The organism is Gordonia sp. SMJS1 (assembly GCF_029866425.1).
GTDB classification, from domain to species: Bacteria; Actinomycetota; Actinomycetes; order Mycobacteriales; family Mycobacteriaceae; genus Gordonia; species Gordonia hongkongensis.
This window is the reverse complement of the sequence record NZ_CP123381.1, coordinates 5,136,751-5,156,100: the sequence shown is the minus strand read 5'-3', so window position 1 is coordinate 5,156,100 and position 19,350 is coordinate 5,136,751. Positions and strand designations below refer to the sequence as shown.

The 19,350-nt window shown below is 68.1% G+C and carries 15 protein-coding genes and 2 pseudogenes; 13 read left to right on the top strand and 4 right to left on the bottom strand.

What is annotated here, in order from left to right:
* The first annotated feature begins 7 nt into the window (after positions 1–7).
* The 5 genes from QAD21_RS23270 to QAD21_RS23250 all read left to right on the top strand — a co-directional run bounded on the left by QAD21_RS23270 (position 8) and on the right by QAD21_RS23250 (position 7,768).
* Positions 8–784 carry an ABC transporter ATP-binding protein gene (locus QAD21_RS23270; protein ID WP_137810945.1) on the top strand — a complete coding sequence of 259 codons (777 nt, stop codon included), beginning with the start codon at positions 8–10 and terminating at the stop codon, positions 782–784.
* Between the two features lie 7 nt (positions 785–791).
* Positions 792–3,509 (top strand): fumarate reductase/succinate dehydrogenase flavoprotein subunit, encoded by a 2,718-nt coding sequence (locus QAD21_RS23265; protein WP_280360304.1) that lies wholly within the window; start codon positions 792–794, stop codon positions 3,507–3,509.
* A gap of 405 nt (positions 3,510–3,914) precedes the next feature.
* Complete coding sequence (locus QAD21_RS23260; RefSeq protein ID WP_058252919.1) at positions 3,915–4,202, top strand: DUF1490 family protein; 288 nt, start codon at positions 3,915–3,917, stop codon at positions 4,200–4,202.
* Positions 4,203–6,431: a cation-translocating P-type ATPase gene (locus tag QAD21_RS23255; protein WP_068972119.1), complete on the top strand. Its 2,229-nt coding sequence runs from the start codon at positions 4,203–4,205 to the stop codon at positions 6,429–6,431.
* On the top strand, positions 6,428–7,768 hold the full coding sequence (locus tag QAD21_RS23250) for a carboxylesterase family protein (protein WP_068972120.1): 1,341 nt from the start codon (positions 6,428–6,430) through the stop codon (positions 7,766–7,768). The genes QAD21_RS23255 and QAD21_RS23250 overlap by 4 nt, the downstream gene beginning before the upstream one ends.
* Positions 7,769–7,910: 142 nt before the next feature.
* Here QAD21_RS23250 and QAD21_RS23245 read toward each other — a convergent pair whose 3' ends face one another.
* Complete coding sequence (locus tag QAD21_RS23245; RefSeq protein WP_223259022.1) at positions 7,911–8,222, bottom strand: hypothetical protein; 312 nt, start codon at positions 8,220–8,222, stop codon at positions 7,911–7,913.
* 54 nt (positions 8,223–8,276) lie between these two features.
* Positions 8,277–8,720 (bottom strand): class I SAM-dependent methyltransferase, encoded by a 444-nt coding sequence (locus QAD21_RS23240; protein ID WP_223259023.1) that lies wholly within the window; start codon positions 8,718–8,720, stop codon positions 8,277–8,279.
* A 52-nt stretch (positions 8,721–8,772) separates the two neighbouring features.
* On the opposite strand from QAD21_RS23240, the pseudogene QAD21_RS23235 reads away from it, so the two are divergent.
* The 8 genes and pseudogenes from QAD21_RS23235 to QAD21_RS23200 form a co-directional block, all read left to right on the top strand.
* Positions 8,773–9,051 (top strand): annotated as a pseudogene (locus tag QAD21_RS23235) (YkvA family protein); the annotation flags it as partial.
* A gap of 56 nt (positions 9,052–9,107) precedes the next feature.
* A complete protein-coding gene (locus QAD21_RS23230; protein ID WP_280360303.1) occupies positions 9,108–10,454 on the top strand; it encodes an ISL3 family transposase in 1,347 nt (448 codons plus the stop codon).
* A 44-nt stretch (positions 10,455–10,498) separates the two neighbouring features.
* Positions 10,499–11,707 (top strand): DNA polymerase IV, encoded by a 1,209-nt coding sequence (gene dinB / locus QAD21_RS23225; protein WP_068971351.1) that lies wholly within the window; start codon positions 10,499–10,501, stop codon positions 11,705–11,707.
* An 85-nt stretch (positions 11,708–11,792) separates the two neighbouring features.
* On the top strand, positions 11,793–13,304 hold the full coding sequence (locus QAD21_RS23220) for an SLC13 family permease (protein ID WP_278250878.1): 1,512 nt from the start codon (positions 11,793–11,795) through the stop codon (positions 13,302–13,304).
* A 105-nt stretch (positions 13,305–13,409) separates the two neighbouring features.
* Positions 13,410–15,104, top strand: coding sequence for a sensor histidine kinase (locus QAD21_RS23215; protein ID WP_068971353.1), 1,695 nt, complete (start codon positions 13,410–13,412; stop codon positions 15,102–15,104).
* Entirely contained in the window at positions 15,101–15,766 is a 666-nt protein-coding gene (locus QAD21_RS23210; protein WP_068971354.1) for a response regulator, read from the top strand. The genes QAD21_RS23215 and QAD21_RS23210 overlap by 4 nt, the downstream gene beginning before the upstream one ends.
* A gap of 58 nt (positions 15,767–15,824) precedes the next feature.
* Positions 15,825–17,126, top strand: a complete 1,302-nt coding sequence (locus QAD21_RS23205; protein ID WP_068971355.1) for a TrpB-like pyridoxal phosphate-dependent enzyme — start codon at positions 15,825–15,827, stop codon at positions 17,124–17,126.
* A 20-nt stretch (positions 17,127–17,146) separates the two neighbouring features.
* Positions 17,147–17,875: a DUF429 domain-containing protein gene (locus tag QAD21_RS23200; RefSeq protein WP_171011648.1), complete on the top strand. Its 729-nt coding sequence runs from the start codon at positions 17,147–17,149 to the stop codon at positions 17,873–17,875.
* Between the two features lie 20 nt (positions 17,876–17,895).
* On the opposite strand, the pseudogene QAD21_RS23195 reads toward QAD21_RS23200, so the two are convergent.
* Together QAD21_RS23195 and QAD21_RS23190 are read right to left on the bottom strand one after the other, a co-directional pair.
* A pseudogene (locus tag QAD21_RS23195) lies at positions 17,896–18,465 on the bottom strand (GNAT family N-acetyltransferase); the annotation flags it as partial.
* 151 nt (positions 18,466–18,616) lie between these two features.
* Positions 18,617–19,234 (bottom strand): TetR/AcrR family transcriptional regulator, encoded by a 618-nt coding sequence (locus tag QAD21_RS23190; RefSeq protein WP_068972321.1) that lies wholly within the window; start codon positions 19,232–19,234, stop codon positions 18,617–18,619.
* Between the last annotated feature and the right edge of the window lie 116 nt (positions 19,235–19,350).

Genomic DNA, 19,350 nt, shown 5'->3' with positions numbered 1-19,350 from the left:
AGCGACGATGGCCCCCACGACAACGGCATTGACGGCGGACTCGGTCGCCGCGATGCGGCTCGATCTCGAGGACATTCGGATCGGTTACGGGGACTCGACGGTGATCGACGGTTTCGACCTCGTCGTCGGCGCCGGCGAGATCGTCGTCCTGACGGGACCGTCCGGGTGCGGGAAGTCCACGATCCTCCGCGCCGTCGCGGGTCTCCTGCCGGTCCGCGGCGGTCGAATCCTGGCAGACGGCGACCCGGTTGGCACCACGTCTCGGGATCGGGCCATGGTGTTCCAGGACGATGCGCTGCACCCCTGGCGGACGGTACGCGGGAACATCTTGCTGGCGTTGACATTGCGCGGCGTCCCGCGGCGACACCGCCGGGATCAGGCCGAGCAGTGGATCACCGAGATCGGTCTGGACGGCTTCGCCGACCACCTGCCGAAGTCGTTGTCCGGCGGCATGCGTCAGCGCGTGCAGCTCGCCCGTGGCCTCGCCGGGTCGCCGAGAGCGGTTCTGATGGACGAACCCTTCGGGGCGCTCGACGCGCAGACACGGACCGCCATGCAGCGATTGCTGCTGCAGACCCTGTCGGCGCACCCGTCGACCGTGGTCTTCGTGACCCACGACGTCGACGAGGCGCTGCTGTTGGGCGACCGGGTCGTCGTACTGGGCCGTGCGGGCGAGACCGTCCGCGCCACCGTCGACGTCCCGCACCCTCGCGACCCGGATCGCCGCGGGGACGACGCCACCCGGCGGCTTCGCCGCACCATCCTCGATGCATTGGAGAAGTGAACCGGCAGTGGATATCCCAGACATCGCCGACCGGAGTCGGCTCGACTGTGACGTGCTGGTCATCGGCGGCGGGACCGCCGGGACGATGGCCGCTCTCACCGCCGCCGAGAACGGCGCGTCGGTCTTGCTGCTCGACAAGGCGCATGTTCGCCACTCCGGGGCCCTCGCCATGGGGATGGACGGGGTGAACAACGCGGTCATCCCCGGCAAGGCCACCCCCGAGGATTACGTCGCCGAGATCACTCGAGCCAATGACGGCATCGTGAACCAGAAGACGGTGTATCAGACAGCGACTCGCGGCTTTGCAATGATCGGTCGTCTGGAACGCTACGGCGTGAAGTTCGAGAAGGACGAGTACGGCGAGTACGCGGTCCGCCGGGTGCACCGGTCGGGGTCGTACGTCCTGCCGATGCCCGAGGGCAAGGACGTGAAGAAGGCGCTGTACCGCGTCCTGCGCAAGCGGGACATGCGCGAGAAGATCACGATCGAGAACCGGCTGATGCCCGTCCGGGTCCTGACCGCGGGCGGGCGCGCGGTGGGTGCGGCCGCGTTGCACACGCGCACCGGCGAGTTCGTCGAGATCGGAGCCAAGACGGTCATTCTCGCCACCGGGCCCTGCGGCCGCCTGGGCCTGCCCGCCTCCGGGTACCTCTACGGCACCTACGAGAACCCGACGAACGCCGGCGACGGTTACTCGATGGCCTACCACGCGGGCGCGGAGCTCAGCGGCATCGAGTGCTTCCAGATCAACCCGCTGATCAAGGACTACAACGGCCCGGCGTGTGCGTATGTGGCGAACCCGTTCGGCGGGTACCAGGTGAACGCCGACGGTGAGCGGTTCGTCGATTCCGACTATTGGTCGGGCGACATGATGGCGGAGGTGAAGTCCGAGATCGAGTCGGCGCGCGGCCCGATCTATCTCAAGGTCAGTCACCTTCCCGACGAGACGCTGGATTCGCTCGAGTCGATCCTGCACACCACCGAACGACCCACGCGGGGAACGTTTCACAGCAACCGCGGACACGACTACCGTACCCACGACATCGAGATGCACATCTCCGAGATCGGTCTGTGCAGTGGACATTCCGCGTCCGGCGTCTGGGTCGACGAGCACGGACGCACCACCGTCGACGGCCTGTATGCGGCCGGCGACCTCGCGTGCGTGCCGCACAACTACATGATCGGCGCATTCGTCTACGGCGAGCTCACCGGTCAGCATGCCAGCGACTCCGCCCGCGACCTGGCCGCGCCCACCGAACTGCCGATGGACCAACTGCGCGCCGCCCACGAGCTGATCTACCGACCGCTGACCCACCCCGACGGCCCACCCCAGCCACAGGTGGAGTACAAGCTGCGCCGATTCGTCAACGACTATGTGGCGCCGCCAAAGACGTCGAACAAGCTCGCCATCGCCATCGAGACCTTCGAGCGCATGCGCTCGGAGATCGAGCAGATGGGCGGGCGGACCCCGCACGAACTGATGCGGTGTGCGGAGGTGTCGTTCATCCGCGACTGCGCCGAACTGGCGGCCCGGAGCTCGTTGACGCGCACCGAGAGTCGTTGGGGTCTCTATCACGAGCGTGCCGATCTGCCCGAGCGCCGGGACGACGAGTGGGGCTACCACCTGAACGTCCGCAAGGCCGCCGACGGCACGATGGAGTTCCTCGGTCGGCCGGTCGAACCCTTCCTGGTCGATGTCGAGGGGCTGGACCACATCCCGCCGGCCGACCGGACGGTGATCGCGATCGAGCAACCTGTCGTGTGGACGGGCCCGGGCTACCGCGGTGTCGAGAGCCCGGTGCGCGAGACCACGAGGAAGGACGAGTCCACGGCAACGGCGTCACCGAGGATCGTCGAACTGCTCGGAACCGCGGTGACCCACGCCGCCGATCTCGCCGGCTATCTGGCAGACCCGGATCCGACGGTCCGCCGGACCGCGATCGCGGTGCTGACCGAGAACACCCCGGATGGGTTCGAGATGGCCGTGGTCCGGGCGTTGGCCGACGCCGCGGCACCGGTCCGCGGAGCGGCGACGCAGGGGCTGCGGGAACTCGTGGAGATCATCGATCCGACCGCGGAGTTCGTGTCCGCGCTCGCCAATCACGCCGAGTCCCCGGACCCGGTCGTGCGTGCGACCGTCGTCGACCTGCTGCGGGCCGTGCGCGCCGATCGGGTCGACCTGTTCGCTTCCGCCACAGGGGATTCCGACCACCGCGTCCGGATCGAGGCCATCCGCGCGCTGGTGTCACGGGATGAGTCCGAGCTGATCGCCGGCCTGGCAACGGATCCCGACCGTGAGGTCCGGATCGCGGTGGCCGACGGGCTGTCGACGGTCGGGGGCGGTGGTGTGGAGGCCGTCCGGACACTCGGAGCCGACCGCGATCCCCTCGTCCGGGCCGCGGCGTTCTCCGCGATGGCGGTCGTGGGTGACGGCGCTGTCGACGGCCCGGTCCTCGTCCGCGCGTTACGTGAGACCGCATGGCAGGTGCGCGTCGGTGCGGCGCGGGGGCTCGCGGTCGCACGTGATGAGGCGACGGTCTCGGCGCTGGAGAAGGCGATCGCGGATGTCCACAACGACGTCCGGCGGGCTGCCGCCCTCACCCTCGCGGAGTGGAGCGACGATCCGGTGGTCCGGCGGATCCTCGAGGGCGCCGCCGACGACCCGGACGCCGACGTCCGGGCCGCGGTCCGGCGGAGTCTGCGGGGCTCGCTCGCCCCACACTGAGAGACGTTGCGCGGGCACACGGCGCCGAGCCATGACCGCCTTCACAACCGGTCCGCGTCACGGACAGCACAGAACCGTGCAGCCTCGACACGATCGGCGATCCGGTTTCCTCCTACGGTGATCCGAAGGTCGCCGACCGCGCGCTGCGGTGGGCAGGAGGAGCGCTCGGAGCTTGCGGAGGGCGCGGCAGTCCTGCTCCCTGCGGAGCGCTTGGAGCTTGCGGAGGGCGCGTCACGAAGGGTCCGGCGACCGGGGTTCGAAAAGCACCCGAACGGTGCCACTCACATTAGCGAGTCCGCATGTCCGACAACCGCACCCGCGGCCGCACCATGTGAGTCGCGGTACGCCTGTAGCGTGGTGTCCTGTCACCACGTGTGCAAGCACATCGGATAGCGAGGACCCCACATGGCACTTCATGCACTGCTCGCCAAGGCCGGCGCGACGGTCGCCACCGGCTTCGTCGGAGCCGTCGCCTACGACGCCGTACGCACCGTCGCCCGACGCGCCCCGCTGCGTGAGGGAGCCGTCGTGGCGACCACGTGGGGTATCCGTGGAACACGCAAGGCCGAGGAGGTCGCGGAGTCGGTGCGACTCAACACCGCCGACATCGTCGCCGAGGCGAAGGAACGGCTGGGCGAGGAGTCGACTCCGCCGGGAACCGCCGTCGCACACGATCACGACCACGATCACTGAATGGTGAGCACGTCCGCGCCGACGTACTCGCCGGAGCTGCAGCCGACCGACATCGTCGTCCGGTCGTCGGCGGCGGGCCGGGTGCGTATGACGGTTCCGTGGTTGCGGGTCACCGATCGCACTGTCGCCGACCGTCGTGCCGTGGCCGTCGAGGAGAGCGTTGCCCGGGTGACCGGTGTGCGCGCCGTGCACGCCTACCCGCGGACCGCCTCGGTCGTCGTATGGTTTCGGGCCGACACCGACCGGGATGCCATCGATCATGCGATCGCGGCGGCCACTCACGCCGACCCCGCGAATCTTCCTGACCGCGCACCGCATTCGGCCGACGTCACCAATGCCGACCTGCTGCGCATGGGGATAGGCGCGGGAGCCCTGGTCCTGCTGGGTTTCCGGCGCTACGGGTTCCGCCGCCCGCCGCTGCTCGGGCCGGCCTCGCGCACCGTCGCCACCGGTGTCACCATCTTCTCCGGGTACCCGTTCCTCCGCGGCGCGCTCCGCTCGCTCCGTGGTGGCCGGGCCGGGACCGATGCGCTGGTCTCGGCCGCCACGATCGCGAGCCTGCTCCTTCGCGAGAACGTGGTCGCGCTGACCGTGCTGTGGCTGCTCAACATCGGTGAGTTCCTCCAGGACCTCACGCTACGACGCACCCGACGCGCCATCGCCGAGCTCCTCCGCGGCACCCAGGACACCGCCTGGGTTCGACTCTCCGACGGCACCGAGGTGCAGGTCGCCATCGACGCGCTGCACGTCGGCGACGCGGTCATCGTGCACGAACAGGTCGCCGTCGCGGTCGACGGTGTGGTCGTCGACGGTGAAGCGGTGGTCGACCAGTCCGCGCTCACCGGCGAGAACCTCCCGGTGACCAAGCACGTCGGCGACCGCGTGCAGGCCGGCTCGGTGGTACTCACCGGCCGGATCGTCATCGAGGCCCACGCGGTCGGCGACGACACCTCGATCGGTCGGATCATCGGCCGGGTCGAGGAGGCTCAGCGCGACCGCGCTCCCATCCAGACGGTCGGGGAGAACTTCTCCCGGCGGTTCGTACCCGCGTCGTTCGCGTTGTCGGCGCTGACGCTGCTGGTGACGCGCGATCTCCGTCGTGCGATGACGATGCTGCTGATCGCGTGCCCGTGTGCGGTGGGGCTGTCCACCCCGACCGCGATCAGCGGCGCCATCGGGAACGGCGCGCGGCGCGGAATCCTCATCAAGGGCGGATCGCACCTCGAGGCTTCGGGACGGATCTCGGCGGTGGTGTTCGACAAGACCGGCACGCTGACCGTCGGGCGCCCGGTCGTGACCAACGTCGTGTCCTTCTCCGACGACTGGCAGCCCGAACAGATCCTCGCCTACGCGGCCAGCTCCGAGATCCATTCGCGTCATCCGCTCGCCGAAGCGGTCATCCGGTCCACGGAGGAACGTCGCATCGAGATCCCGACGCATGCGGAATGCGAGGTCATCGTCGGACTCGGCATGCGCACCCGCGCCGAAGACGGGCGCGTGCTCCTGCTGGGTAATCCGTCGCTCCTCGACCGGCACGGCGTCGCGATCTCCGACGACGCCATCGGCTGGGTGGACCGCTTGCGGCAGGCGAGCGAGACACCGCTGCTGCTGGCCGTCGACGGCACGCTCGTCGGTCTGGTGAGTCTGTCCGACGAGCTGCGTCCCGAGGCGCGTGAGGTGCTCGACGCGCTGCGTGCCGACGGGGTCACCGAGATCGCCATGCTCACCGGCGATCACCCGGTCACCGCGGCGACCATCGCCGCCGAACTCGGCATCGAGCGGTGGGCCGCCGAGGTCACCCCTGACGACAAGCTCGCGGTGGTTCGTGAGCTGCAGGCCCTCGGCCACGTGGTCGCGGTGGTGGGTGACGGTGTGAACGACGCCCCCGCGTTGGCCGCCGCGGACATCGGCATCGCGATGGGGTTGGCCGGAACGGATGTCGCGGTCGAGACCGCGGACGTCGCGCTAGCCGGGGACGACCTGCGCAAGCTGCTCGACATCCGCGATCTGGGTTCGCACACCGTCGAGGTGATACGACAGAACTACGGTATGTCGATCGCCGTCAACGCCCTGGGGCTGGTGATCGGCGCGGGCGGTGCGCTCTCGCCGGTCCTCGCCGCCGTGCTGCACAACGCATCATCGGTTGCCGTGGTGCTCAACAGTTCTCGGCTCATCCGGTATCAGGTCGAACCGGCTCCGTCGGCGTCGGCGGAGGAAGTCCGCGCATGACCGAGGTACCCACGACGACCGCGACCTTCGAGTGTCCGGCCGGGACGATCATCGCTCGCACCGACGGACAGGTCGTGCGCGCCACCGGGATCCGCTTCGCGCAGGCGGCGCGCTTCGAGGTTCCGTCCCCGCAACCGCCGGCCGACGAGCCGATCGATGCGACCTCGTGGTCGCCCGCCTGTCCTCAGCGCAACGGCGAGGGGATCGTCCACGACACCTTCGGCGATGCCGCGCTGGGCGAGATGGTCGGCGACGAGCACGCCCAGTACGTGTCGGTCACGGTGCCGGTCGACCGTCGACCCGACGAGGCTCTCCCGGTGATGGTCTGGATTCACGGCGGGTCGTACATCATCGGCGCCGCCGACGCGCCCTGCCACGATCCGGCGGCGCTGGTCGCCGAACAGCGGGTGGTCGTCGTGTCAGTGACCTACCGACTGGGATTGTTTGGGTTCCTCGGCGACGGCATCAACCGGCCGGCGAACCTGGGCCTGCTCGACATGATCGAAGCGCTGCGCTGGGTTCAGCGGAACATCGCGTCCTTCGGCGGCGATCCCAACGCCGTCACCGTCTTCGGCGAATCAGCCGGCGGCGACGCGGTTGCACAATTGATGGCGGCCGACGGCGTGACGGGCCTGTTCCGCCGCGCCATCATCCAGAGTGCGCCCCTCGGCATCACCCGACGTCGCGAGCGGTTGCATGCGGACATGTTCGCTGCGTCGCACCAGGTGTCGGCGTCGGCGACCGTCGACGAGGTCCTGGCCGTCCAGGAGTCGATGATGGGACTCAAAGCGATTCTGCAACATGGACTTCCGGCGTTCATGTCCTTCGGTCCCCAGTACGGCCACCATCCGCTGCCACCCGAGGACGAGGTGGACGCGGTCTGGGAGAGTCGAGCGCGGGACGTCGAGGTCCTCATCGGCTGGTGCAGCCGCGAGGCCGCGTTCTTCACCGCGGCGATCGACGGGGTGTCGTCGCTCCCCGCGGTTCCGTTGGTCGGCAACCGCCTGTACGAATGCCTTGTCCAGCAACTCACCCGTGCCATCTACACGTCGGCGGCCGACCGCTTCGCCCGACGCCACCGACGCGCCGGAGGAAAGGCCGCGCAGTACGTCATCGACTGGGGCGCAGCAGATCACCCGCTGCGCGCCGTGCACACCGTCGACATCCCGTTGCTGTTCGGAACCCCGGAGATCTGGGCCGGCGCCCCGATCCTGGCCGGCCACGACGCCGATCGGGCTGCCGAGGACGGCCGCACGTTGCGACGGATCTGGGCGGACTTCGCTCGCGACGGATGGACCGCGCCGGCTGATGTGCCGGGCCTGATCCGCTTCCGTTGACCGCGGCATCGCGTAGCGCGAATGCGACTGTACCCGCGGTCTCACCACGGATTGGGCGTCTGCAGCCGAATCGCGCGAAGCCGTCGACGCCCGGCGGTGGAAGCGCCGCGAGGTCAGTCGGCCGGTCGTTCACCCACGGCAATCAGTGTGTCGCAGTCGACTTCGGTGATCCCCTCTCGTCTGCCAGCCGCTGCAGGAACCCGACTCGCACGTCCTCGACGGCGTCGGCGTCCAGGTCGGCGAGTGCGCCGCGCAACCCGCTGCCGAGGACCATCGACCAGGAGAACTCGTCGGTCCGTGGTACGCGCAGGTCGAGAACTGACGCGGACACCTCTTCTGCGCCAAGCGATTCGAGCCACCTGACGATCTTCTCCTCGGTGTCGATCCGCGTGATGGGGTGAGGCGGTCCGTCGGACGGGGCACGCGGACCGGGTGGCGGCGGCGTGTTCGTCACGCGGGCGACCTCGGCGAAGTAGGCGCCGGTGAAGTCGTGGAGTGCGTCGTCATGTTATACCGCGACTGCGAGACGACCACGTGGGCGCAGGAGGGGCAGTAGTTTGCGCACCGAGTCGTCCATGTCCGGCAGAAAGAACACGCCGAAACCGCATGTGATCACGTCGTATTCGCCGCGCTCCCGGCCGGGCAGCGCGGTCACGTCGTCGACCCGGAAGTCGATGTTGCGCAGACCGGCCGCATAGGCGCTGGTTCGGCCACGCTCCACCAGATCGGCGGCGAAGTCGACTGCCGTGACGTGCCCGTCGGGTCCGACGACCCGCGCGGCGGCCAGCGCGCTGGCACCGGTGCCGGAACAGATGTCGAGAACCTCATCGCCCAGCGCGACCCGTGCCCGAGCAACGAGGGTCTCGCCCGCCGGACCCCAGACGAGGGGAGTCACCAGGTCGAAATCGGGACTGGTCGAGTTGAAGATCTCGGCGATGCTCGGGCCTGGCATGGGTTCAGCGTAGACGTGTTGACAACGGTTCCCGATAAAGTGGCGGACGTCTCAATCCTCTGCCGACAGAACGGAGCCGTCCCTGATGGACCGCGTCCGGCTAATGCTGCTCTTGATCTACTTGGTCCTTCCCATCGACCTGATTCCCGACTTCATCCCCGTTCTCGGCTACGCCGACGACGCGATCATCGTGGTGTTGGCGCTGCGCTCGGTCGTCCGCCGTGCCGGCCAAGATGCGCTCCGGCGCCATTGGCCCGGCAGCGACGACGGTCTGGTCGCGGTGCGCCGCCTGGCCGGCATCGGCGATCCCACAAAGCCGATGGACCCATAGCCCGAGTCGGCTGCCTCGGACGTGCTGGTACATGTCCGACCCTCATGCGAACATGTGTGGCTCTTCTGACGTCGAAGTGGGTTCCTTTTCGCGAGCCTAACGCACGCAACGCCCAGTCTCGCTTAGGTTTTGATTTGCGAAGAACAAGACCAAAGGAGTGGGCGTTGCGCACTGTCAGAGTACTGCAGAAGTTGCTCGGAATCGAGCGTGCCCGTGTTGTGGGTGTCAGGTTCGATGAGGATGACCGCGGGCAGATGGTGGTCGTGTCGCTGGAACTGCACAAGAACGCACGATCACGGTGCCCGCAATGTAAGAAGCGCTGCCCTGGTTACGATCAACCTGCGGCGCCGCGACGGTGGCGACATCTCGACATGGGCGGTTGGCGGTGCTTCCTCGAGTTGCCCGCCAAGCGTGTGCAGTGTCCTCGCCATGATGTGAAGACTGAGTTGGTTCCGTGGGCACGTCCGGAAGCGAAGATGACCAGGGCGTTCGACGACACCGTCGCATGGCTGTGCGCGCACGCCCCGATGACCGCGGTCAGTGCCTATCTGCGGGTCTCCTGGCGGACGGTATCTCGTATCGTCGAGCGCGTGGTCGACGACCATGTCGGACTCACTAAACGCTTGAACGGGTTGCGGCGCATCGGTATCGATGAGATCGCCTATCGCAAGGGCCGCCGGTACCTGGTTGTCGTGGTCAATCATGACACAGGTCAGTTGGTATGGGCGGGTGAGGGCGCCAAAAAGGAGACGATCGAGCGGTTCTTTGATGAACTGGGTGATGTGCGCGCACGCAGGATCACCCATATCAGTGCTGATGGCGCCGAGTACATCGGTGCGGTCCTCGCCGAGCAGGCGCCGGGGGCGTACTGGTGTATGGACCCATTTCATGTGCTGCAGTGGGTCAATCAGGCGTTGGACCGGTGCCGGTCTCGGGTGATGAGTCGGATAGCCGGCTTGTCGAAGGTGGAACGTGGCCGGTTGAGGTGGGCGTTGTTGAAGAATCCTGACAGCCTCACCGAGAACCAGGAGCGGTTGCAGTCCATCGTGGTCAGCGATGCCAACAGTGTGCTGGCCCGTGCGTATCAGATGAAAGAAGAGATACGGCACATACTTTCAGGTGCCTACTTGTCATGTTGGGCGCCGTTGCGGCGGTGGTTGAAGAAGGCGGAGGCTTGTGACATACCAGAGATTCGCACCCTGGCGCCGAGTATCCGTAAACGTGAGGTCCAGATCTTTAACGCGGTCGAGTGTCAGATGAGCAATGCGCGAGTCGAAGCAACGAACTGCCATCTGCGGTCATTGACAAAGCGGTCGTACGGATTTCACACTCCCGACGCTTTGATCGCGATGGCGAACCTCACCAGGGGCGGCGCATGCCCAGAACTCCCACATCGAAACTGACCGAAAACCGCCCACTTTCAGATCAGGAGATCCACATGTGTTCTATGCGCATCGAGCGGCGGGAACGGCGGGATCCGTCGATCCTGCATGCCGATCTCGACTCGTTCTACGCCTCGGTCGAGCAGCGGGACGACCCCTCGCTTCGCGGCCGTCCGGTTCTCGTCGGCGGCGGCGTCGTCCTCGCGGCGAGCTATGAGGCCAAGGCCCGCGGGGTGCGATCGCCGATGCCGGGCCACGAGGCGCGGGCACTCTGTCCCGACGCGATCGTCGTCCGGCCGCGGTTCGAGGCCTACATGGAGGCGAGTCGGGAGGTCTTCGACATCTTCCACGACACCACTCCCGTGGTCGAGGGGATCTCGGTCGACGAGGCCTTCCTCGACGTCGGGGGGCTCGGCCGGATCAGCGGTACGCCGCACGACGTCGCATCGACGATCCGACGCCGCGTCCGCGAGGAGGTCGGTCTCCCCATCACGGTCGGCGGAGCACGCAGCAAGTTCCTCGCCAAGGTCGCCAGCGCCGTCGGCAAGCCGGACGGCCTGCTCATCGTCGAGCCGGGAACCGAACTCGACTTCCTGCATCCGCTCCCGGTCCGTCGACTCTGGGGGGTCGGTCCGGTCACCGAGGCCAAGCTGCACGACGCAGGAATCGAGACCGTCGGCCAGCTGGCGGCCCTCGGGGAGCGGTCGTTGCGCGGCATCGTCGGGTCGGGTGCCGGACGGCACCTCTTCGCGCTGTCACTCGCCCAGGACCCGCGTCGGGTGGAGACCGGCAAACGACGCAGCTCAATCGGTTCACAACGCGCGCTCGGCCGACGTCCGAAGTCCGAGGCCGACCTCGAGGCGACCATCACCGCGATCGTCGAACGATTGGGCAAACGGCTCCGAACGGCCGAACGGGTCTGTCGGACAATCGTTCTGCGGTTGCGCTTCGACGACTTCACCCGCGCCACCCGGTCCCGCACGCTGCTGGAGTCCACCGACCGCACCGACCTCATCATGACGTCGGCGCGCGGCCTCCTCGCCGACGCGATGCCGATCATCCGCGAACGGGGATGCACCCTGGTCGGGTTGTCGCTGACCAACCTCGACGACCACGACAGCATCCAGCTGACGCTTCCCTTCGACACCGACCATGCCCACGAACTCGACGCGACGATGGATCTGCTGCGGGACCGGTTCGGCCGCGACTCGGTCACCCGCGCGGTCCTCATCGGACGCAACCACGGCGACGACGCACCGATGCTGCCCGACTAGCGCGAAAAGCGCGAAACGCTACTTATGCGCCCAAGCGTGACTGTGATGCCGGTGACCCCCAACACTTCTGATGTGACCACCCGATGTGGTCGCCCTCACATCCGCTGCAGAATCGAGTAAGACAATGTTGGTAGCCCTCGGCCTCGGGATGGTCGCCACCTTCATGGTGCTGATCATCACCAAGCGGGCGACGCCCGTGGTCGCGCTGATCCTCGTCCCCGTCGCCTTCGGCCTCTTCGCCGGTGCCGGCCTCGGCATCAGCGACATGATCACCGACGGCATCAAAGACCTCGCCCCCACCGCGGCGATGCTGTTCTTCGCGATCATCTTCTTCGGCATCATGATCGACGTCGGACTCTTCGACCCGGTGGTCCGGGCGGTCGTCCGCGCGGTGCACGACGACCCGGCCCGCCTGGTGGTCGGAACCGCGGTGCTCGCCGGTGTCGTCTCCCTCGACGGCGACGGTTCGACGACCTTCATCATCACGACGGCCGCACTGCTGCCGCTGTACCTGAAGCTCGGCGTCAGCCCGGTCGTCCTCACGGTCGTCGCCGGACTCACCAACGGCACGATGAACATTTTGCCGTGGGGTGGCCCCACCGCCCGCGCCGCAAGTGCGCTGAACATCGACACCAACGACGTCTTCGTCCCGATGGTCCCCGCACTGGTGGCGGCGCTGATCGTCGTACTGCTCTTCGCCTATCACCTCGGTGTGCTCGAACGCCGGCGCATCGGCAAGCTGGAGATCCGGGATTCGATCCTCGCCCCGAAGGAAGAGGTACTGGTCGGCGCCGGCGGCGGAACCGGGTTGCCGCCCAAGGGTCGTCGGGCGCGCGGTTCGGGTTCGACGGGAACAGGCTCGGGCGCCTACGACGACGCTCCCACCGGCGATCACGATCTCAGCCGCCCCGTGGCGGGCGCCGCCGACGACGACCGCGACGCATCTTTCTCGGGCGTCCTCGACCCCAATCGGGAAACCCTGCGGCCCAAGCTCTTCTGGGTGAACGCCGGACTCACCGTGGCCCTGCTGGCCATCCTCGGTGCCGACATCGTCGCCATCCCGGTGCTGTTCATGATCTTCGCCGGCATCGCCCTGGCCATCAACTTCCCGCACATCAAGCAGCAGCAGGAGGCCATCACCCGGCACAGCTCGAGCATCGTGTCGGTGGTCGCCATGGTCCTCGCCGCCGCCGTCCTCACCGGCGTGTTCAACGGCACCGGGATGGTCGACGCCATCGCGCACTGGCTGGCCGATGGCATCCCCGACTGGATGGGCCCCCACATGGCCATCGTGATCGGCGTGCTCTCGATCCCGCTCACCTTCCTGATGAGCAACGACGCCTTCTACTACGGGGTGCTGCCGGTCCTGTCCGAGACCGCGACCCGCTACGGCATCGACCCCACCGAGATGGCGCGGGCATCGATCACCGGCCAGACCGTGCACATGCAGAGCCCGCTGGTCCCGGCGATCCTGCTGCTGGTCGCACTGGCCGGGGTCAGCCTGGCCGACCACCACAAGAAGGTCCTGTGGCGCGCCACGGTCGTCTCGCTGGTGATGCTCGCCGTCGGGGTCCTGGTCGGGGCCATCCCGTTCTGATACGGCCCAACCGGTGCATGCCGATCCACACTCCACGCGGCGATCCGTTCCCCACGGATCGCCGCGTCGGCGTGCCTGCCCCACAGCGAGCATTAGGCTGACACCATGCGTTTGCGGACGCAGGTGCTGCTCCTGCAGCTGGCGGTGATAGCGGTCAGCCTCGCGGTCGGGTTCGGTCTGGTCATCGCCGGAGCCGACGACCGGGTGCGCGACGAGTACGCACAGCGCGCGCTCGCCATCGCGCAGTCGGTCGCCGCCGACGCCGAGGTCCGCAGCGAGGTCGCCGCCCATCCCGGTGACCGGGTGGACGCGGCGGACCTGGTCGACGGCCCGCTGCAACGTCAGGCGGCGGCAGTACGAGCCCGGACCGGAGCCCTGTTCGTCGTCATCGGCAACGACCGCGGCATCCGTCTGGCACATCCCGAGGTGACGGAGCTGGCCAGGACGGTCTCCACGGACCCGTCGAAGGTGCTGTCCGGATCGAACGAGGTGAACACCGACCGGGGCACCCTCGGCGAGTCGGTCCGCGCGAAGGTCCCGGTCCTGAACACCGACGGCGTGGTCGTCGGGTTCGTGAGCGTCGGTGTCTCCACCGAACGCCTGGGCTCCGAGACCCGCACCGACATCGTCGCGATCGCGCTCCTCGCGCTTGCGGCACTGGGTATCGGCGCGGTGGGTTCGGTGCTGCTGGCCCGTCGGTGGCGCCGGCTCACCCTGGGTTTGGAGCCCGACGAACTGGCCGAGCTCGTCCGGGAACAGGGGGCGGTGCTGCACTCGATGGCCGACGGCGTGCTCGCCGTCGACGCCGACGGCATCGTGCGCGTCGTCAACGACAGGGCGCGTGCGCTGCTCGACATCGACGCCCCGGTCGGCACCCCCGCCGACGACCTCGGCCTGACCCCGCGGGTGGCGACCGTCCTGGCCACGCCCACCGACGAACCCCTCGCCGCCGGTGTCGGCGAACGGGTGGTGCTGGTGAGTTCCCATCGGGTGCGGGCCGACGGTCGCGACCTCGGCATGGTCCTGTCGGTGATCGATCGCACCGACGTCGAAGCACTCAGCCGCGAGGTGGATTCGATCAAGTCGATGAGCACCGCCCTACGCGCACAGCGCCACGAAACCGCCAACCGGATGCACGTACTCGCCGGCCTGCTCCGGCACGGGCACGCCGACGAGGCGCTCGCCTACCTGGACGAGGTCACCGGAACCGGACCGGGAGGGGCGCTTCTCGCCGGACTCGACAATGTGCGCGAACCACACCTCCACGCGTTTCTCGACGCGAAGGCGGCTCAGGCGCGCGAGCGCCGGGTGGTCCTGCGACTGGGCGACCAGACCTGGATTCAGGGCGTGCTCACCGAACCCGTCGTCGTCACCACCGTGCTCGGCAACCTCGTCGACAACGGGATCGATGCCGCCGCGTCCGGACCGGACGGTGGACAGCCCGGTGAGGTCGAGGTCGAGGTCATCGCCGACGGCGACACGGTCCTGGTCACCGTCGGGGACTCCGGACCCGGCATCGCCTTCGAGGACCCCGACGACGTCTTCGCCGAGGGCGTCACGACCAAATCGGGCGCGCACGTACCCGGCGGCCGCGGTATGGGACTCGCCCTGGCCCGGCAGATCGCGCGCCGGGTCGGCGGCGACGTGTGGGTCGCCGATGCGGGGGGTCGCGGCTCCGCGGATGATGACGAACCGGGCGGGGCCGTGTTCGTCGCCCGCCTGCCCGGCGTGCTCGCGCCGACGGACGAGGCCGAAGACGACTCGTACAGCCAGACCGAAGAACCGGGAGTGACCCCATGACCGACGACCTCGGCGTCCTGATCGTCGACGACGACTTCCGGGTCGCGGCTCTGCACTCGGCGATCGTCGACGCCGTCCGGGGCTTCTCGGTGCGAGCCCGGGCGGGCAGCATCGGTGCGGCACGTCAAGCGATCGCCGAACATCCCGACATCGATCTCGCACTCCTCGACGTCTACCTGCCGGACGGCTCGGGCATCGAACTGGTCGCCGAACTCGACTGCGACTGCTTCATCGTCGGCGCCGAGACCGACGCCTCGGCGGTACGAAGCGCGATGCGTGCCGGTGCGCTCGCCTACCTGATCAAACCCTTCGACGACGCCGACCTCGCCCGTCGGTTGGCCGGCTATGCCCAGTACCGGCGGATGCTGGCGGGCGAGAACGTCGACCAGCACGCCGTCGACGCAGCGCTGTCGGCACTGCGGTTCGGCACCCGCGCCGCGGACCGGGCCGAGGGTGGCTCGCCGACCGAACAGCGCATCCTGGCGTTGTTCGCCGAGGGCGCTCCGCTGTTCGCCGACGATGTGTCGCGGGAGATCGGCATCGCGGCACCGACCGCGCGGCGGCACCTCGCGAACCTCGTGGCGGCCGGGCGGTTGACGATGTCGCTCCAGTACGGCACCACCGGCCGGCCCCGGCAGGAGTACCGGCTGCCCCGGGCGTGACAACGGGATCGGTCGGCGCGGGACGCGGGGACCGGCCCGAGGATTAGAGTGGTGATCCATGACGATGCATGTCGAGACCGGTAATCCGGATCTGATCACAGTGGATGTCCCGACCCATTGGTACAACCTCGCGGCCGAACTCGACACGCCGATCCCGCCGCACCTGCATCCGGGCACCAAGGAACCGGTCGGTCCGAGCGATCTCGCCGCGTTGTTCCCGAGCGGCCTCATCGCGCAAGAGGTGTCCACCGAGCCCTACATCGAGATCCCCGAACCGGTGCGCGAGATCTACCGGATGTGGCGGCCGTCGCCGCTGATCCGCGCGCGTCGTTTCGAGGAGGCGCTCAACACCAGGGCGCGGATCTACGTGAAGTACGAGGGCGTCAGTCCGGTCGGCAGCCACAAGACGAATTCGGCTGTCGCGCAGGCGTACTACAACAGCCTCGACGGTGTCACCAAACTGACGACGGAGACCGGAGCCGGTCAGTGGGGGAGCGCACTGGCGTTCGCGGGTGCGCAGTTCGGCATCGACGTCGAAGTGTGGCAGGTCCGTGCGTCGTACAGCTCGAAACCCTACCGGGGGTTCCTCATCCGCACCTACGGCGGGACCATCCACCCCAGTCCGTCCGAGCTGACCGAGTCGGGTCGCGCGATGCTCGCCAAGGACCCGAACACCACGGGCAGCCTGGGGATGGCCGTCAGCGAGGCCGTCGAGGTCGCCGCCTCGAACCCCGACACCCGTTACGCGCTGGGCAGCGTGCTCAATCACGTGGTGCTGCACCAGAGTGTCATCGGGCAGGAGGCCGTCGACCAGCTCAACGCGGTGGAGCCGGGTGGTGCCGACGTCGTGTTCGGTTGTGCCGGAGGCGGTTCGAACCTCGCGGGGTTGTCGTTCCCGTTCCTGCGGGAGAAGCTGCACGGCCGCTCGGATCCGCGCGTCATCGCCGCCGAGCCCGCCGCGTGCCCGTCGATCACGCAGGGGGAGTATCGGTACGACCACGGTGACGTCGCCGGACTCACCCCGTTGCTCAAGATGCACACGCTCGGTATGGATTTCGTGCCCGACCCGATCCATGCCGGTGGTCTGCGCTACCACGGCATGGCGCCCGCGCTGAGCCACACGGTGGAGCTCGGTCTGGTGCAGGGCGTTGCCATCTCCCAGCACGACGCGTTCTCCGCGGGCGTGCAGTTCGCCCGGACCCAGGGCATCGTCCCGGCTCCCGAGTCGACGCACGCGATCGCGGCCTGCGCCGCGCACGTCGCCGACAGCGACAAGGACGAGGTCGTCGTGATCGGGCTGTCGGGCCACGGGCAACTAGATCTGCCCGCGTACGCCGAGTTCCTCGAGGGCAACTTCTGAGTCGATCAGTGATCCCGGTGATGCGGACGGTCGGCGTCGACCTGTCCGCATCGCCGGCGAAAACAGCTGTCGCATGCGTCGATTGGGATGCGGAGAGGGCCGTGCTCACCGACCTCGTCGTGGGCGCGGACGACACCGCCATCCGACGCCTCGTCGAGGGATCGACCCGCATCGGGATCGACTCCCCCTTCGGCTGGCCCGACGAGTTCGTCGACTTCGTCGTCGCGCATCATCGCAACGAATTGTCGAAGGGGCGGGAGCTCGACGACATCGCCCGTCGACGACCACTTGCGTTGCGTCGCACCGATCTGCGGATCGTCGATGCCGGTGTCGGTCGTCCGCTCAGCGTGTCGGCGGACCAGATCGCGCACGTCGCGTTCCGATGCGCCGGCTTGCTTGCGGACCTGGGCGTCGACGACCGCGTCGACGGGTGGGCGGTCGAGGCGTATCCCGCGGGGGCACTCAAGCGCTGGGGACTGACCTCGCGCGGATACAAACGGGCCGCCAATGTTTCGGTGCTCGCCGGGCTCGTCGTCGCTCTCGAAGAAGCTGCGCCATGGTTGGATCTCAGCGTTCATGCCGAGACCATGGCCCGTGACGACGACGCGTTCGACGCCGTGATCACCGCGCTGATCGCGCGCGCCGCCGAGCTCGGCCGGACCATCCTGCCCGATGCCACCGACCGGCCGTTCGCCGCGCGGGAGGGGTGGATCCACGTACCCAGCGCCGAACTGGCGGAGCTGATCTGAGTTGGGGCCTCGGTCAAGTCCAGCGACAACCGCATGAGCACGCGCGGGAACCCGGCGAGGACCGACGAGGTGTCGGCCGCCTTGGTGAAACCGGCCTTCTCGAACAGAGCGCGGGTCCCGACATAGGCCATCGTCAGGTCGACCTTGGCGCCCTGATTGTCGACGGGGTAGCCCTCGATCGCGGGGGCACCGTTCGACCGTGCGCAGTCGACGGCCCCGGCCAGGAGTGCGTGCGAAATCCCCTGCTTGCGGTGACCGGGGCGGACACGGATGCACCACACCGACCACACCGGTAGGTCGTCCACGTGCGGGATCCTCCGGTTCCGGGCGAAGCTCGTGTCCGCGCGCGGTGAGACAGCCGCCCAGCCGACGACCTCGCCCGCGTCGTCGTAGGCGAGCACACCCAGCGGAATGCCACTGTCGCACAACTCTTTCACGAACTCTCCGCGCTGCTCGCGGACCAGCTCCTGGTTCTGCTTGCTCGGAATGCGGTAGCTCAGACACCAGCACACGTTCGACGTCGGCTTCTTCGGACCGACCATCGTGGCGATGTCGTCGAAGATCGTCGCGGGCCGGACCTCGATGGGCATGGGTCCCATGGTCGTCGGCACGGTCCGGGACGGCAAGCGGGCCGGTGTCAGCCCTGTGGCTGTCGCTCACGCCCCTGCTCCCTCATCCGAAAGAACGACATAACCATTGCTCCCTGAGGTGCGAGGAGCGCCAGCGACGAGCCACGAAGGGTCAAGGAGCCGACTGTGCCGGTCCGGCCCCGAAGACGGTCCGGTACCAGATCGCGGTGAGGATCTCGATGGCCGTGTCGTCGTCGGGGACGGGCCCGGCGGCGTCGCCGCGGACCGCAAGCCAGGTCCAGCACGTGGATTCGAGGGTCGCGACCAGTGCGGACGCCAGCGGTTCGAGCGGCAAGCCGATGGAGTAGCCCGCGCGCTCGGCACCGTGCAGACCCGACAGCACCTGCTTCACACCGGACACCCGGTTGGCCAGCCATCGGTTGCGAAAATCGTCGTCGGTCATCGACATCTGGAACAGGCCGATGATCTCGGGCAGGTACTTCTTGTAGGTCGTCCAATACGCGGTCACGGCCGCGCGGACGCTCGCCTCCGGGTCGGTGTGCCGGGTCGCGAGCGACTGCTCCACCACTTCGTCCGAGAACTGGTCCAGCAGGGCTTCGAGCAGCCGGTCCTTGCTGTCGTAGTAGTTGTAGAACGAACCCGTCGAGCGGCCGGCAGCGGCCGAGATGTCCGAGATCTTGGTGTTCAGGTAGCCCTTTTCGGCGAACGTCCGGCGCGCGGCGTCGAGAAACGCAGCCTCGGTCTGGCGTCCTTTGTTCGTCGGCGGCACCGTGAGCTCCTTCCGCGGACCGATTCCTCATCGAACCATGTGGACGGTCGACGACCGCACTCGGATCGAACGACAGTGTGACCCTTGTCATCTTCTGAACCTGAATCTAGCATCAG

Excerpts from the sequence above, each read along its gene's own strand:
- QAD21_RS23270 (WP_137810945.1), top strand. The coding sequence starts at position 8 with ATGGCCCCCACGACAACGGCATTGACGGCGGACTCGGTCGCCGCGATG.
- QAD21_RS23260 (WP_058252919.1), top strand. The coding sequence starts at position 3,915 with ATGGCACTTCATGCACTGCTCGCCAAGGCCGGCGCGACGGTCGCCACC.
- QAD21_RS23255 (WP_068972119.1), top strand. The coding sequence starts at position 4,203 with ATGGTGAGCACGTCCGCGCCGACGTACTCGCCGGAGCTGCAGCCGACC.
- QAD21_RS23250 (WP_068972120.1), top strand. The coding sequence starts at position 6,428 with ATGACCGAGGTACCCACGACGACCGCGACCTTCGAGTGTCCGGCCGGG.
- QAD21_RS23240 (WP_223259023.1), bottom strand. The coding sequence starts at position 8,720 with ATGCCAGGCCCGAGCATCGCCGAGATCTTCAACTCGACCAGTCCCGAT.
- dinB (WP_068971351.1), top strand. The coding sequence starts at position 10,499 with ATGCGCATCGAGCGGCGGGAACGGCGGGATCCGTCGATCCTGCATGCC.
- QAD21_RS23215 (WP_068971353.1), top strand. The coding sequence starts at position 13,410 with ATGCGTTTGCGGACGCAGGTGCTGCTCCTGCAGCTGGCGGTGATAGCG.
- QAD21_RS23210 (WP_068971354.1), top strand. The coding sequence starts at position 15,101 with ATGACCGACGACCTCGGCGTCCTGATCGTCGACGACGACTTCCGGGTC.
- QAD21_RS23205 (WP_068971355.1), top strand. The coding sequence starts at position 15,825 with ATGACGATGCATGTCGAGACCGGTAATCCGGATCTGATCACAGTGGAT.
- QAD21_RS23200 (WP_171011648.1), top strand. The coding sequence starts at position 17,147 with ATGCGGACGGTCGGCGTCGACCTGTCCGCATCGCCGGCGAAAACAGCT.